General features: G+C 41.8%; 11 protein-coding genes and 1 pseudogene. 7 read left to right on the top strand and 5 right to left on the bottom strand.

The genetic code is table 11. From position 1 onward, the window contains the following. Positions 1–249: 249 nt before the first annotated feature. The 4 genes and pseudogenes from NE558_RS14620 to NE558_RS08905 all read right to left on the bottom strand — a co-directional run bounded on the left by NE558_RS14620 (position 250) and on the right by NE558_RS08905 (position 7,370). Entirely contained in the window at positions 250–5,343 is a 5,094-nt protein-coding gene (locus NE558_RS14620) for an S-layer homology domain-containing protein (RefSeq protein WP_256149675.1), read from the bottom strand. Between the two features lie 423 nt (positions 5,344–5,766). Beyond that, the gene (locus NE558_RS08915; RefSeq protein WP_256149674.1) at positions 5,767–6,504 is read right to left on the bottom strand and encodes a GNAT family N-acetyltransferase; all 738 of its coding nucleotides are present in this window, start codon (positions 6,502–6,504) and stop codon (positions 5,767–5,769) included. Positions 6,505–6,568: 64 nt separating this feature from the next. Next, positions 6,569–6,984, bottom strand: a pseudogene (locus tag NE558_RS08910) (glyoxalase). 5 nt (positions 6,985–6,989) lie between these two features. After that, the gene (locus NE558_RS08905; protein ID WP_420314591.1) at positions 6,990–7,370 is read right to left on the bottom strand and encodes a DUF2500 domain-containing protein; all 381 of its coding nucleotides are present in this window, start codon (positions 7,368–7,370) and stop codon (positions 6,990–6,992) included. Positions 7,371–7,771: 401 nt separating this feature from the next. Here NE558_RS08905 and NE558_RS08900 point away from each other — a divergent pair, with 401 nt between their 5' ends. Next, positions 7,772–8,743 carry a helix-turn-helix transcriptional regulator gene (locus NE558_RS08900; RefSeq protein ID WP_256149672.1) on the top strand — a complete coding sequence of 324 codons (972 nt, stop codon included), beginning with the start codon at positions 7,772–7,774 and terminating at the stop codon, positions 8,741–8,743. A gap of 60 nt (positions 8,744–8,803) precedes the next feature. Next, a complete protein-coding gene (locus NE558_RS08895) occupies positions 8,804–9,292 on the top strand; it encodes a DUF3795 domain-containing protein (RefSeq protein WP_256149671.1) in 489 nt (162 codons plus the stop codon). A 61-nt stretch (positions 9,293–9,353) separates the two neighbouring features. Here the strand turns inward: NE558_RS08895 and NE558_RS08890 are convergent, their stop codons facing one another. Further along, positions 9,354–10,736, bottom strand: coding sequence for a PLP-dependent aminotransferase family protein (locus tag NE558_RS08890; RefSeq protein WP_256149670.1), 1,383 nt, complete (start codon positions 10,734–10,736; stop codon positions 9,354–9,356). A 107-nt stretch (positions 10,737–10,843) separates the two neighbouring features. On the opposite strand from NE558_RS08890, the gene NE558_RS08885 reads away from it, so the two are divergent. From NE558_RS08885 to NE558_RS08865, 5 genes are all read left to right on the top strand, one after another. Continuing rightward, on the top strand, positions 10,844–11,320 hold the full coding sequence (locus NE558_RS08885; RefSeq protein WP_256149669.1) for a peptide deformylase: 477 nt from the start codon (positions 10,844–10,846) through the stop codon (positions 11,318–11,320). Positions 11,321–11,335: 15 nt separating this feature from the next. Next, on the top strand, positions 11,336–12,019 hold the full coding sequence (locus NE558_RS08880; protein ID WP_256149668.1) for an aspartate/glutamate racemase family protein: 684 nt from the start codon (positions 11,336–11,338) through the stop codon (positions 12,017–12,019). A gap of 372 nt (positions 12,020–12,391) precedes the next feature. Beyond that, positions 12,392–13,204, top strand: coding sequence for a hypothetical protein (locus NE558_RS08875; protein ID WP_256149667.1), 813 nt, complete (start codon positions 12,392–12,394; stop codon positions 13,202–13,204). 29 nt (positions 13,205–13,233) lie between these two features. Beyond that, positions 13,234–13,956: a DUF5131 family protein gene (locus tag NE558_RS08870; protein WP_256149666.1), complete on the top strand. Its 723-nt coding sequence runs from the start codon at positions 13,234–13,236 to the stop codon at positions 13,954–13,956. Between the two features lie 138 nt (positions 13,957–14,094). Beyond that, on the top strand, positions 14,095–14,505 hold the full coding sequence (locus NE558_RS08865) for an MmcQ/YjbR family DNA-binding protein (RefSeq protein WP_256149665.1): 411 nt from the start codon (positions 14,095–14,097) through the stop codon (positions 14,503–14,505). The last annotated feature ends 340 nt before the right edge of the window (positions 14,506–14,845 follow it).

The raw sequence follows: 14,845 nt of genomic DNA, 5'->3' as shown, positions 1-14,845 counted from the left end.
AAAAAAAAATGGGTCTTTACACCTAAAAGACCCATTTTTACACTTAAAAAAACAATTTAAATATTTTTTTCTCTTGAAAACGACATTAACAGTTCTACGACATAACTACATTCTCCAATTCTGTGTCATGCCGCTTAAGTCATCAACATTTTCACTGTCTTTATCAATGGTTTTTAATTTATTATGCTAAAACTAGCGCAACATCACATGGAAAGTAATGACGTATTATTCTTTTCATATCCTCAATATTTATCCTTGAGCATTGTCGGTAAAATCCGCCTGCTTCACAAAGCGATGCAATACTGCCGAAACCTCGGCACGAGTGGCGGTGCCCTGAGGATCATAGAAATTATTACTCTTGCCCTGAATGATGCCCGACATCTGGATACGCTTCGTAGAAGAAGCCGCCCACGCACCAATTTTGGCGTTATCAGCAAAGATATTCTGTGGGTAAACTTCTGGAAGCTTAATCCTCATAGCCGCTGCATATTTGTCCATAATAACCGCCATCTGCTCACGGGTTACAAAACCGTCAGGATCAAACTTGCCACCGCCAACACCAACCAGAATGTTGTTTTTAACGCCCCATTCAATATAGCCCATGTAGTATGCGTCAGCCTTTACGTCAGTGAAGCTGGATTGTTTATAGGTGCTCGTGTCAGCATTTGCCAAGCGCCCCAATGCTGTTACAAACATTCCCCGTGTCATATAACCATTGGGGCTAAATGTGGTGGCACTGGTACCGGTCATGAGACCACCGTCTGCAACAAAGAGTATGTCATCCTTTGCCCAATGACCTTCAATATCGGTAAATTTGCAGTTTGCTTTGTAAGCTACACCGTAAATAGATAAATGTCTGGTTGAAAACATCACCCTTTCGCGTTGTGTATCATAACGGGAATCGTCAAGATAAGTTATGTTACCTTTTGTATCCACATATACTGCATGGACATTTTCCCCAATTTCACCTTCTTGCAAGGTGTAGGGAATCTCCACGTTGATATTGCCGTTGCCAAAGTCTGTCACAGACTTGCCAATGCCATAGGTAGCCTTGAGGTCATATGCAGGACGATTTCCTATGGCAGTCTTTGCATTGCCAGAAAGCTTTGTATTATCCATGGGAGTGGCGGAAAGCTGCACGTCAGCCTTCGCCTGTCTGTTGATCTCCGTTATCGCCGTAAGGTCAAAGCCGATGGAAAGGTCAGGTCGATCAATGACCAGCTGAACCTTGGCAATCTTGTTGCTAATAACCTGTTCCTGTGTGGTCTTAGGGAGATTGACTGTGGCTGTGTTTGCATTCTTGCCGTCAGTGGTTACATGGATAATCGCCGTGATGTCGCCTGGATTTACCCCCTTTTTCACCGCTTCTGCTTTTGCGTTGGCAATGGCATCGTCGATGTTTTTGTCAGTCAAGGTGACCCTGACATTACCTTTATCGTCCACTGTAGCCTTGTTTTCTGTACTGCCGGTGACTGATACCGTTGGCTTGGTGGTGGGAAGGTTCGCAGAACCGCCACCACCGCTATTACCACCAGTGGACAGCTTGGTGATGGTTACGTCCATTCCAATCCTACTGCCCTCTTGCTTCAGTACCAAATCGAGGGTTCCTTTGATAGATCCTGCAACGACGGTAGTTGCCTGGGTTTTTGAAAATCCATTGGCGCTATTCCATGTCACAGTTACACCATAAAGTGAGGCAGCTTGTGCAACACTCAAAATATCCGCCGCTGTTGTGCTGTTTGAAAACGACATTCTATTTAGCGCAGCCATAATGGCGGCTTTTGCAGCTGCAAGCTTTTGTGCATCAGTAAGCCCTGTATTGCTTACCTTAAACGTCACGCTGACAGTGACCGCATAGGCGGGCATGGTGAAGGAGCCGCTTGTCACGGTGACGATCGTGTTTGGATCCCCCGTCTTGGTTACGGTGATTGTATCCAGTTCATAATTGGCATTCGCAGTGGGCGTGACGGTGACAGTCTGCCCCTCTATCCCAGAAGGAACCTGGTTGCCATTTACCTTCACGGTGAAACTGCCATTTGTGGCGTCGGCCTTGGTGATGATTTGCGCCGCCGCCAGCTTGAGCTGGCGTCCAACCGCAATTACGGCAAATCCACTGTTGTCGCTGACGAATTTTGAGATGTATTCGCTGTTAACAACGTCTTCTCCGAAAGTGAATACACCCGCTTTGGGAATATAAACATTGTCCCTCGATAGCTCAACGATACTTACGCCGATGGCTGTGCTGTTGGCGAGGGCACCGGAAATCTCAACAGCAGCACCACCACTGCCAATACTCATTAGCGCAACATTGTTGGTTGCCGTGCCCACTGTGTTGCCAGAAATATTCACATTGCCAGACAGCGTCATGGCGTCGGTAAACACTCCGCCTCCTGAGCCTCCGACGGATACGGTATTATCTATGATGCTACCGCCATGCATGCTGAAGTAGCTAGAATTTGCCACCCCGCCGCCGCATGCCGAACCGCCACTACCCGAAACGCAGGAATTACCGACAATACTTCCTCCCCTCATAGTGAAGGTGCCATAGTTTCCTACTCCGCCGCCGTTCACAGCGGTGTTTCCTGTGACATTGCCGCCTGTCATGATAAAGATGCCTGAAAAATGTACATAAACACCGCCCCCCATGCCTTCTCTGGCACCATGTCCCCCAGTGATTTTTCCTTGTTCTGCAACGGTGGTTGTGCTGCTGTCGCAGAGGGTTAGCTTGCCATTTACAGTGAGGATATTTCTATTCACATCAACCGCAGGAATACTGGTGCCGTCAATGGTTTTGCCGTTCAGGTCAAGGATGGTGGTCTTGCCTGACGCAAACTCCAAAGTGGTGGTGGTATCCACATCATCTAGAAGCTTAATGTACGCTGTGCCGCTTACAAGACCGTTTGCGAATGCCACGGCATCGGTCAGACTGCCGCTGCCGACCCACGTATTGGGGGAGGTATCTTCTACGCCTGCCACGCCCCACTGCACCTTCGGTTCAGTCCATGTCAGACCGAACACTGGGTAGCCGCCATTGACGTTCGGTGTTTGGTCAGCCGCCCAGGTGTAGTAATCGGTGCTAGCTTGGTCGCTAACCCAGCCGTTCAGTGCGGCAAGGAGCGTACTTCCGTAGGCCAGTGTCTGGGCTGACCGGAACTGCTCCGCCGTACCCGCCGTCAGCGTGGCATCGGCGGTAAAGGTGCCGCAGCCGTTAACAGTGGCAGTTACAGACTGGGTATTGCCAAAGCCAGTCAGACTATCGGCAGATTGATAGTAGCAACTTGTAGTCGTCACCGTATTGTATACCCATCCCGCAAGCCCAGCGGCGTAGTTCTCCTGAGCTTTGGAAGCGGAAAGTGCCCCGGTGTTGTAGCAGTTTACAAGGCTTCCTGCGCTCAAGCTGCCAACCAAACCGCCGGCATAGGCGGCGGTTACGCCGGGACCTCCGATTGCGCGCGCATTTCCAGTGTTGTAGCTGTTGATTATGGTGCTGTTGTCTACTACTGATCCCGCAAGCCCGCCAACCATGACACGGCCCGTGCCCGAAACTTCGGTATTCCCACCGTAGACATCGGCGCTGTTATCACAGTTAATAATCGTGGACCGATATACGTATCCCGCAAGACTTCCCGTGTGGCAGGTGTTGTATATGTTGCTTGCCCTGATGCTGCCGGAAGCGATGCAGAGGTTTTGAATCATCGCACCATTTACATTGCCGAACAGGCCGGCGCAAAGATCGTACATTTCTGTCACGTTCACCGTCAGGCCGCTGATGCTGTGACCCTGCCCATCGAAACTTCCGGTGAAGGCACGGTGAAAATCCCCAACTGGCGTCCACCGGAAGGCAGACACGTCGATGTCAGCGTCAAGGATGACAGTGTAGTCCAGATAGCTTGCACCGTTCGCACTCCACCACGCCGCACCCTTCGTGGTGCTTATGGTGAGGATTTTGTTTATGTCGTCCACCACATAGTCGGTGCCGGGTGCTGCCACCGGGGATGCTTCCGCATATTCCGAAGCCGTGGGTAGTTCGACGCTGGACAGAGTGATAGCGACATACGCCGCTGTGGTTAATGTCCCTGTAAATGCTGTCGCGCTACTTTTATCATTCCCGGCCAAGATCGTAAAACCTTCGCCCACGGTAATGGTGCCGCCGTCGGCTCCGTCGGCACTGATGATGGCCATGCTTGCCATACCGCTACCGCAGATTGCAACGAGGGTAGCCGCCCCGGAAACATCCACGTTTCCTCTGATTCCAGCACCGGCTATGCCATTGATAGGGTAACCTTCTCCGGCAGCACCGCCAGTGGCAGTAAGTATTCCCGACCCTGTGACTGTAACATCGCCGTTGATACCATCCCCACCAGAACCGCCGGGTCCCCCTTCAGACGATGCACCTCTGCCGCCGGTAACGGTAAGTGTTGCCGTACCCTTGACAGTAATACTGCCGCTGATACCGGCGCCGCTTTTTCCGGTTCCCACAAAACTAGGGTTGCCCATTCCTCCTGTCAGGAAGCTATTCTCAATCACGTTCAAGGTAACTGAGTCGCTTGTCACCGACAGGGCAGTTGCGCCGTCATTCACCTTTGACGATCCGTTCCGTGCTTCAATTACAACGCCGTTAAGGTTCAGAGTTACACCATCGACGGCAACCTTAAGCACATTTGAAGTAGAGGACTTTCCACTCGCCATGCCAACGGTATATTCACCCGCCGTGCCGAAGGTTAGTACGCCATCTTCATAAGTTGGCATAGCACCATCTTTGTCTATGCTGACAGAAAAGTCACCGAAGGTGGCAGGTATACCTGTCCGAAACGCCATCCCAAGTAACTGCGTCCCCACCGTCACGGTAATTTCCGGAAGATCGGCCCTTACTGTGTAGCCCTCTATCATCGGCGTAAATACATAAATGCCCTCGGCATCCATGTCATATTTTGGCTCGGATGACCATGTAACAGGAATCTCCATGGCTTTTTCTTCCCATTTTTGATTAGTATCTTCCTGTTGTTCATTCACATTTTCTTGCAGGTCAGAGCTATTGGTTGCCTCTGCCGAATTGTCCGATTCAGTCTCCTCTGACTCACTGGAATCCTGCACCGCTTCAGCCTGTGTACCATTGTCAGCGGGAACAGCCGTTTTCACCGTTGCCGACAGGCTTTCAGGCAGACCCAAATTCTCAATCTCCGTGCCGGTTAATACAGACACCTCTGTTTCGGCAAGCGGGACGAATGCGATGATTTCTCCGCTTGCACCTGATGTGTCCGCTTCTTCCGCCATAGCCGAAGTCGGTAACATTGTCAGAACCATGCAAACCGCGAGCCAAATACTTAAAATTTTATTTCTCACTTATTTTATCCTCCTATTATCATATTTTTCGGCCAATAAGAGCAAAACAATCCTGTTTTGTCCACACATTGACATCTGCATTAGGGGCAGAATAAGCCGTGGCCTCCTGTCTGCGCCGAGGTTTTTCATGCTATCACACTCCTTTATGCTGAAACTAATGCAGATTCTCTTATAAGTTACGGCCAAAAGAATATCATAAGAAAAAGAAAAAATGTGCCCTTACACTTAAAAGACACATTTTTACGCTTACAAATTTACTATGAAATTAAATTAACCCTTGACAATGCAAATTTAATGCTACTTAAAAAATAGAATTAACCTGATACTCCATCCCACTTTGATTATGAAAGCTCCTGTTGCTTTATTGCATTTCGTATTTCTCCTTCAAGCTAACTTGCATTCATAACAATAAAAATAAAACTTTTATTCGTCAGTTAACTCATATGTCACATAAGGGTGATCCATATGGTAGCCCAATTTTTCTGCCAAAGACACTGAGCGCAAATCATGGGCATCCCAGCTTGGATATATCCCTTTCTTCAAGCACTCTACTATCAATTTGGCACCACATACCGTTGCAAGACCCTTTTGCCTGTATTCAGGCTTTGTGTCAATTTCAATTTCTATCCCCCCGTTATACACAGCATAGGGCGAAGCACCTGATACAAGCTTTCCTTCATGCAATATGCCTACGCCTATGGCTCTTTTTTCATAATATGCATAATCCTTAAATTGCGAGCATAAATCAGCAGACCATTCCTCCCTTTGTGCCATTTGAAATATTTCTTCATTGAATAACTTAATTTCATAACAATGATCCAAAGCGTTTATATATTCTATCAATTTTTCTTGGTCAAAAACATTTGGCTCCTTCTTTATTGCATAACGTAAAAACTTCTTCGCTCGTTTACCATAATAGCTTTCGATTATGGTCTCCCATGACTTGTCTTTCGGAACTAATAATTTAAATCCAATAATTGATTGGAATAAAACGGAATCCGGGTTGCCTGCAAAAAAACAAATATCACCAACCTCAATCATTGCTGAAGTCGGGTTTACACTGTTATTGGTAATCAAATTTCCCATGTGCCCTTGCAAACACGACCATATCATTGCTTCATTCCAGCCATCAAACAGCACTGCCGCTTTTTCTATGCTCATTTTATCACCAACTTATCTTATATACCAAGGCATTGCTTTATTTATACATGGTGCTGTGGGAACATTAACTGTGCAAAAGTGTCTCTAAATCTGTTATAGAAACCGCCATGCGTTTGGAGGTTTCCGCCATGGACATTCCCATATTCAGAAAACGTTTTATCACCATTTTCATATTCTCACCAACTTCAATCACATGTCCATCTAAATCGTAAAAGCGTATGGATCGTTGCCCCCACTTCGCCTCCTTCACACCCTCACCTAAATATTTAATATCGTTACGTTGTTCTAATTTCTCAATAAACTTATCAAAATCGTCCTCTTCAAAGTATAATTCCATATTGTGTGATTGTTTCAATACACGTTCTTTCGGGATACATTGATTCCATAGTCTTGATATACCTCAAGATCAAATAAATCCTGGTAAAACTGTCTGGAGTGCTTTACATCTTTGACAGCTATACACACGCCTTGATATTTCATTTGAATTACCTCCCCATATAATTAGATTCATTACGCTGAAAGCTCAAATACCGTGTGCCTTGGAAAGAAAGTTTTCCTTGATCACCTTCTGCTAGCATTCCATATTCCGATCCTGAAACAGAAAATTCTACCCTGTCACCGCTTTCCACTTGAAAGGTTGTATAATACCATGTAGAGGAGCTTGAGCTAAATCCATGTGCTCCCGTTACATCTCCGGCGTTGGCATGATGAGAATGGGACACATCTGTCCTTTTTGATATCACCTTAGCATCAACTATCAGCTTTGGGGATTGATTATTTTTGTTCCAAGTGCTAACCCCTTTTATAAATGTTACGATAAAAACCCCGATCACAATAATAAAAATCATCGGAACAATAATACTCATTAATTGAAATCCCATGCTAAATCCACTATATCCATATCCCATATATTCTTCTCCTATTCCATTTCTCATTCTAATTTTTATGAAGAGTTATTATTGTTTTGCAATATCATAATACAGATTCTTCGAATGGTAAAAAGCTACCAAAAAACAGATGTTTGCAATAAAAGTAACCATAATGAAAATGATTCGAATGCCAAAACGAATAATAACAATCATTCTTAGTACAAATTATAGCATAATACTACCAACTTGTACCATATCACCCAAATATCCTTAAGAGTTTTTTAGGATATTATAATCTACAGCACAATAAATATTGATTACCGCAAGTAAAATCAAGAAATATAATTTTCTTTACGATATAATTGCTTTAGAGTAATAAAAACGAGGTGAACAGACCAATGTACCAGTGGCACAAGCAAATTCAAATCATTGTTGATGAAATTGATGCGTCGATTCTTCATCATCACAATGAAGCACTGACCCTGAGATTTCTTTCTCGGAAGTTAGGTTATTCTGAATATCATATTACCAGAAAATTTAAGGAAATATCCGGCATGCACTTTAGAGATTATTTAAGGCTTAGAAAGCTAGCCTTTGCACTTAAAGAAGTTCGGGATAGTGAAAAAAGCATTTTGGATATAGCCTTTGATTATGGTTTTTCATCACATGAAGCTTTTACCAGAGCTTTCAAAAAAGCATATGGTGTAGCCCCAAGTGAATATCGAAAAAGACCTAAGCCCGTGGTTCTTCGTACAAAAATAAACCCCTTCGACCCCTACTTTTTTGGATTAGGAGAGATTGGTATGATAAAATCTGCAAATGATATTAAAATTTATTTTGTAACCATTCCTGCCCACAAGTTTCTGCACATTAAAAACTATGAGAGTAATGGTTATTGGGATTTTTGGCAAAAACAGAGCCTTATTCCGGGACAAGACTACGAAACAATTTACGGCCTATTGGATAGCATCAAAGGAAAGTTAGATGACGATGGAGGGACGGAAACAAACAGTAGTAGTGGCCAAATTATGGCATATATTAACGACCCAAATGGCAGACTTTGCGATTGGGGAATACCACGTACAGAATGCCATGGTGTACGTCTTCCCCTTGATTATAAAGGCGAAATTCCAAAACAAATGCTAATGGTTGATGTTCCCCAAGGGGAATATATTGTTTTTGAACATGGACCATTCGACTATGAGCAGGAAAATCGGAGTGTAGAGGAAAAAATTGAAATGGCAATGACAAATTTTGATTTTGCGGACACAAATTACTGCTTTGATGCTTCCGCTGGTAGAATCATATACTTTTATTTTAATCCTGAGCGGCATTTTAAGTACATCCGACCGGTACATAAATTAGAATAAAAGAATTGTCTGCATTGCTTAAAACTTCAAAATACAAACAAAATTCTGGGAGGAATCAATATGAGTCATTCAATATGTGGAGTTGATTGTGGTAAATGTACGCATAAAGGCATTTGCCAAGGATGTGTCGCATCAAACGGGCGTCCGTTTCATGGTGATTGTGTAATAGCGTTATGTTGTCAGAACAAGGGACATGAACATTGCGATAAGTGTTCTGATATTTCTTGTGCACTTAAAGAAAGGTTGATTGCGGAATTCAACGCACTAGGCATGAAAGATATGGGGGAAATTACGGAGCTTAACGCAATCAACGGATTTTACATTAATCTCGAATACACATTGCCAAGTGGTCAATTTGTAAAAATGTGGGATGATAAAAAGATATATTTGGGAAATCAAATAGAAATAAAGGGAACTACAAAATATTATGGTCTGGCTGCTGATGAAAAATATCTAATGGTCAGCGAATACGGGGAAGCCGGTCGTGACGCTAAAATAGTCCTATTTAAGCGTTGGAACGAAACGTCATCTCCCGATTCGTTGAGCTGACACCTATATATTTACGCTTTTGTTTTAACATAGATAACCAGCAGAGTTAGCTTAAGCAAGTTTATTCCAATAACTTCCTCAAAATCTGTAAGCCTAATTCTAACTCATCCATATTTTTAGGGGTACTTATTGCTAACCTTACTGCCGGTTCAACAATTGCACTACCAACAATAAAACGCTCACAGCAAAACACTTGCACGCCCTTTTCCTTCGCCATCATTTCAAATTGTTTTCCCGTCCACCTAAGCGGCAAAGGCAACCAGCGAAATTGAGAATTTAAAGCACCCTGAACTTGATAGTCTGATAAGTATCTGTCAACTAGTTTATTCCGTTGCTGCAAACAGATAATTTTTTCTTGTATGATCTTTTGTGCCACACCGGTTCTTATCAGTTGAGAAGTGATTTCAACCTCTAAAGGGGCTGACATAACATTTATGTCGCTATTCCCCTTTTTTAATTTCTCTAAAAATGGCAAAGGCATTGTTAAAAATGCTACTCTTAAACCGGCAGAAAGAGAATTTGATACCGTAGAAATATAGATACTCTGCTGGGGCACGATACTAGTTATAGGTGTATTCTGGGCCGCTGATAAAAACGAATACGTGGCATCCTCTATACAAATCAAACCATGCTGTTTAATAATTGAAGATAACTCCGTACGTTCCTTTTCACTCATATCAATTGTTGTCGGATTTTGATGATCTGGATTAACATAAATCCCCTTGATTTTCTCATTCTTGCAAAGTTGATGGAGATAATCCAAATTCATACTTTGCCCTATATATGGTATCGGTATCAGTTGTATCCCTAAAGAATTTGCAATGTTCTTGATCCCGGGATATACAACAGAATTCGTAACAATTTTATCTCCAAAGTGAAACAGTGAAGTCAAAATGATTGCTAGTGAATTTTGCAGACCAGATGTTATTAGAACTTGCTCAACCGGAACATCTACACCAAATTGAGAAAGCCAACGCTGACCACTTTGTTTGTGTCCAACCCGTCCCGATGTTTCAGAGTATTCTAATAGACTACTGATATTCGCCTTTTTTATAATATGCTTCAGAATTTCAACCACATATTTATTTTGTTCATATAGCGGATGGGATGCACCCAGGTTAATACAATGCTCCAATCCATTTTGATCTAGCATAGGCAAGTTTGACAAAACATCCGATGAAACATATGTGCCCCGGCCAACTTCCCCCGAAATTAATCCTTTCGCCGTACATAACTTAAACGCCCTGGCAATTGTACTTAGATTTACGTCTAAATAATCTGCGAGTTCTCTTTGTGGCGGTAATTTGTCGTTCGGCTTTAACTGTCCGTTTCGCACATCCCGTTCTAGCGCCTGGACAACTTCAATATAAAGGGGAATCTCACCTGTTTTACTGATATTCGGTTTCCAAGTCATAGGATAATTTTCAAAAGAATTAACGGGCATGGCCTTCTCTCCTTCAAAATTGTTCTGCAAACAATTTTATCATTGCTTGCACACATTATCAAGAATATACTTAAATTAAAAATATCAATTAAACAAGGAGGAGCACCATGGAAAAAGAAATCTTAAAACTGGGAAATCCAAAACTATACGAAATGAGCAGTCCTGTTGAAAAAACTGAACTATCACAATTAGCACCCCTTATTCAAGATTTACATGATACCTTGATTGCATTCAGAAACCAGTATCATGCTGGAAGGGCAATTGCCGCACCGCAGATTGGAATACAAAAGCGAATTTTATATATGTACATCAATCAGCCTACAGTTTTTATTAATCCAGTATTAAGTTTTATTGGTGATGAAGAAATGGAGGTCATGGATGATTGCATGTCTTTTCCTAATCTTCTTGTGAAAGTTCGAAGACATAAAAAAATCCGAATCCTATATCGTGACATGGAATGGAATGAACAAGAAATGCTATTGGAAGGGGATTTATCCGAACTTTTACAGCATGAGTATGATCATTTGGATGGAATTCTGGCAACAATGCGAGCAATTGATAAATACTCATTTTATATGAAATAAGGGAGGATGTTTTCTATGAAAAAAATGGGCATTGTTGGCGGGATCAGTTCCGCTTCAACCCTTCATTATTACGAGACACTTCACAATTTATTCTATAACCAATATCACCATTACTACTATCCGGAAATGGTAATTGAAAGTTTAAATTTTCAATATTTTACTGATTTAGAAAATGAAAATAATATGAATGAGTATAAAAAATACATCCTCAAGAGTTTTAATAATCTGAAACGAGCTGGTGCAGACTTCGCAATTATGGCCGCTAATTCGCCACATTCCGTTTTAGAAGAAATACGTAATGATATTCCAATCCCAGTCCTTAGCATCGTTGATGCTGTTGGACAGAAAGCAAAAGATTTAGGGCTGAAAAAGCTACTTTTAACTGGCATTGGTTACACAATGCGCAGCAGTTTTTATCAGAGTGGACTTTTAAAATATGGGATAGAGGTAATCACTCCAACCGTTGAAGAACAAGAAATCATTAATAATATTATTTTCTCTGAACTAGTGATTAACTTGGTATCAGAAACATCAAAACAAACCTTTTTGAAAATCATTTCATCATATCCCGTTGATAGCGTAATCTTGGGTTGTACTGAACTTCCGCAATTAGTATCACAAAAAGACACAGATCTTTGTCTTTTAAATTCTTTAGAAATACATTGTGAAGAAACGCTAAAATATGTGTGCGACAAATAATAAAACATCTTTTATATAACAGATATGCTTGCAGCGGCTTTGCTTTCAGGGCCGTTGCTTTTTGTTTCATTAGACTCCCCTCCCACTTTTTTAAAGTATATTCTTAATCTATTCAATGTCTATGTACAACCCAAAACCAAAAATGAAATGTTTGGTTTGGTTGTTAGGTTCATTCAGCGCCCACTTCTGCAATTGAAAATTCTTGCTGTACCTATCAATCGAAATTAGTCCCTTGTATCATCTTACTTTGCTATGGTATACTTTTTCCATATAATACTAAATGATTTATAAAAATATTTTTTTACTCTTATGAGGTACTGTTTAATATGAAACTTATACTCGAAAATTTATCTCTATAAAAGGATGTGTTTTATGAAGCGTATAGTTGCATTATTTGTATTAACGTTGGTCATTTCTACAATGGTAGGATATGATACAAACAGAATGGCTGAGGTGTCAGCTGCGCAGAATTTCTTTGAAGCTACTGTTATATCGGTGAATTCAGACAGCCTATTGGTTGAACCTGCCGAAGGAACAACAGAAAGGAATATCTCCAACCAACTTCAAGCGGGGACATTAAATACCAGTGAAGAGAATTCTCTTCTTTATTTGAGCAAGGTAGCCATAGGAGATAAAATCAAGATTGGATACTTAGATGGAATCATAGAGAGCTCTCCTGCTGAAATCACAAAAGTATTCCAAATTTTATTAAAAGAGCCTGCACAAAATCTCCAATGGGCGAAAATCCCAATGGTGATGATAGACGGGAAGATGTACTATGACACTGGCAAAGAAAGCAATCTAATTACGAAATGCGGAGTTATGGATGGAGAAATTGCGTCCACAGTGGATGGGACTCAAATTCCTACGAAAGATAACCAATCTAACTTCGGAGCAGGGTATCAATACAAATATAGTTCGGATCATACCATAGAAATCAATATGAATGATAAATGGTGTGTGTTTGAATATCGCAGCGGTGATGGAAGCCAAATCAAGTTTGGAGATAAGTGGTATAATGTTGCAGATTTATCGGAAGAAACCATAAAATGGATGCATTGGCATAGCTCCCTAACAGAGCAGGAGCAACGATCAGTAAACTATATTCCATCTGATCTTCTTAACCTAATGGGGCTTGCTAAATCAAATGATGCAGCCCAAACAGAAACAAATAATGTGGCATAAACAGTGCTATAGTAGAAAGGAGTGAGGACATGAATTGGGAACCTTGGACAGGATGCTATCAAACTAGTGATGGATGCACATATTGCTATTTCTATGGACCCCATGGGAAACGTCACGGACAAAACGACATACAAAAAACAGATAAATTCGATTGGCCCATTCGGACAAACGCAAAAGGTGAATATAATATTAAAGGAAATAAAATCCTTGCCACTTGTTTTGCCACTGATTTTTTTCTGCCTGAAGCCGATGAATGGCGAAAGGATGTCTGGAGCATGATAAAACAAAGGTCTGATATCGATTTTTTGATTCTAACCAAACGAATTGACCGATTCAACGTTTCATTACCCGCCGATTGGGGCGACGGTTATGACAATGTAAATATCGGTTGTACCGTGGAGAATCAAGCTTTGGCAGATTATCGTCTTCCTCTGTTTTTGTCTTATCCGATAAAACGGCGTTTTATTGCCTGTTCCCCTCTTTTGGAAGCCATAGATTTATCAGCCTATCTCCATGGGATTGAGCATGTTACAGTATGTGGGGAAAGTGGGCGTGATGCTCGTGAATGTGATTATGATTGGGTACTGGATATTCGTGAGCAATGTATAAAAGCAAATGTTACTTTCTGGTTCAAAGGAACAGGATCGTCTTTTAAACAAGATGGTATGGTGAAAAAAATAAATCCGTTTAAACAAGGGAGTATTGCAAAGGAACTTGGGATAAACATTTTAGGTGGTAAGAAATTATTTTAATAGAAGTGCCGCCTCAGTGAAATCTACTCACCCGCAGACTAATGACTACACTTGGGAATTTAAGTGTTAATCAAGAATTGTGCGGTGCCGAAAGTAAGTAAGCTACCTTTCGGCTGAACCCATAAAAGGAGGTACAGGATGTCAAGCATAATCAATAACGTAACACCGTGGCCAGAAGAAACAATGAAAAACTACGGCTGGCTGGATGAATTTTTACAAAAGCAACCGTCTACTGTAAAGGAATTTCAACCCGCATGGCAAGCATACAAATATTTACTCGGGGGCAAAATGTACGCCTTAATTGGTATGAACGACCAAAACGGACGTCCCATTATCACCATGAAACTGGAACCAATGTATAGTGACATGCTGCGCAACCAGTATGAAAACATTGTGCCAGGTTACTACATGAATAAAGTACATTGGAGTACTGTGTATCTGGACAGTGAGATACCCAATGAAGTACTTGCCGATATGGTGCGTGCCTCTTATAAATTAATGTTTTCATTGTTAAGCAAGAAAGTTCAACAGGATATATTAGGGGAATAGAAATACGTCGTCTTAAACCCTATTTCTCTTGTTTTTAAGGAACCCTCAGCTAATACTGTCCATTGTCTGAGGACTAATAATTATAACGCTCATTAAAGTGGGATAGTATCCAAGGGGATTCTTGTCCCCTTTTTTTGGTTTTCTCTCCAATCTAATGCCTCGGTTGGTCTAAAATAGATTTGTAACCATGAGCGCCATCATACAGGATATTTTACATAACAAAACTTTATACGGCGCTTGATAGCATTTTTACAAGGAAAATGGTTCAACAAAGTAAAAATAAAAAGCGCCCCTTTCATTAGACAAAGGTTCGTTTATCTAACAAAAAGGAGCGCTCAAA

This window comes from Anaerotignum propionicum (assembly GCF_024461735.1).
In the GTDB taxonomy this organism is placed as follows: domain Bacteria; phylum Bacillota; class Clostridia; order Lachnospirales; family Anaerotignaceae; genus Chakrabartyella.
Note: the sequence above shows the minus strand (reverse complement) of the source record. Positions and strands in the feature narration are given on the sequence as shown.

Excerpts from the sequence above, each read along its gene's own strand:
- NE558_RS08870 (WP_256149666.1), top strand. The coding sequence starts at position 13,234 with ATGAATTGGGAACCTTGGACAGGATGCTATCAAACTAGTGATGGATGC.
- NE558_RS08915 (WP_256149674.1), bottom strand. The coding sequence starts at position 6,504 with ATGAGCATAGAAAAAGCGGCAGTGCTGTTTGATGGCTGGAATGAAGCA.
- NE558_RS08885 (WP_256149669.1), top strand. The coding sequence starts at position 10,844 with ATGGAAAAAGAAATCTTAAAACTGGGAAATCCAAAACTATACGAAATG.
- NE558_RS08880 (WP_256149668.1), top strand. The coding sequence starts at position 11,336 with ATGAAAAAAATGGGCATTGTTGGCGGGATCAGTTCCGCTTCAACCCTT.
- NE558_RS08865 (WP_256149665.1), top strand. The coding sequence starts at position 14,095 with ATGTCAAGCATAATCAATAACGTAACACCGTGGCCAGAAGAAACAATG.
- NE558_RS08890 (WP_256149670.1), bottom strand. The coding sequence starts at position 10,736 with ATGCCCGTTAATTCTTTTGAAAATTATCCTATGACTTGGAAACCGAAT.
- NE558_RS08905 (WP_420314591.1), bottom strand. The coding sequence starts at position 7,370 with ATGAGTATTATTGTTCCGATGATTTTTATTATTGTGATCGGGGTTTTT.
- NE558_RS08900 (WP_256149672.1), top strand. The coding sequence starts at position 7,772 with ATGTACCAGTGGCACAAGCAAATTCAAATCATTGTTGATGAAATTGAT.
- NE558_RS08875 (WP_256149667.1), top strand. The coding sequence starts at position 12,392 with ATGAAGCGTATAGTTGCATTATTTGTATTAACGTTGGTCATTTCTACA.
- NE558_RS08895 (WP_256149671.1), top strand. The coding sequence starts at position 8,804 with ATGAGTCATTCAATATGTGGAGTTGATTGTGGTAAATGTACGCATAAA.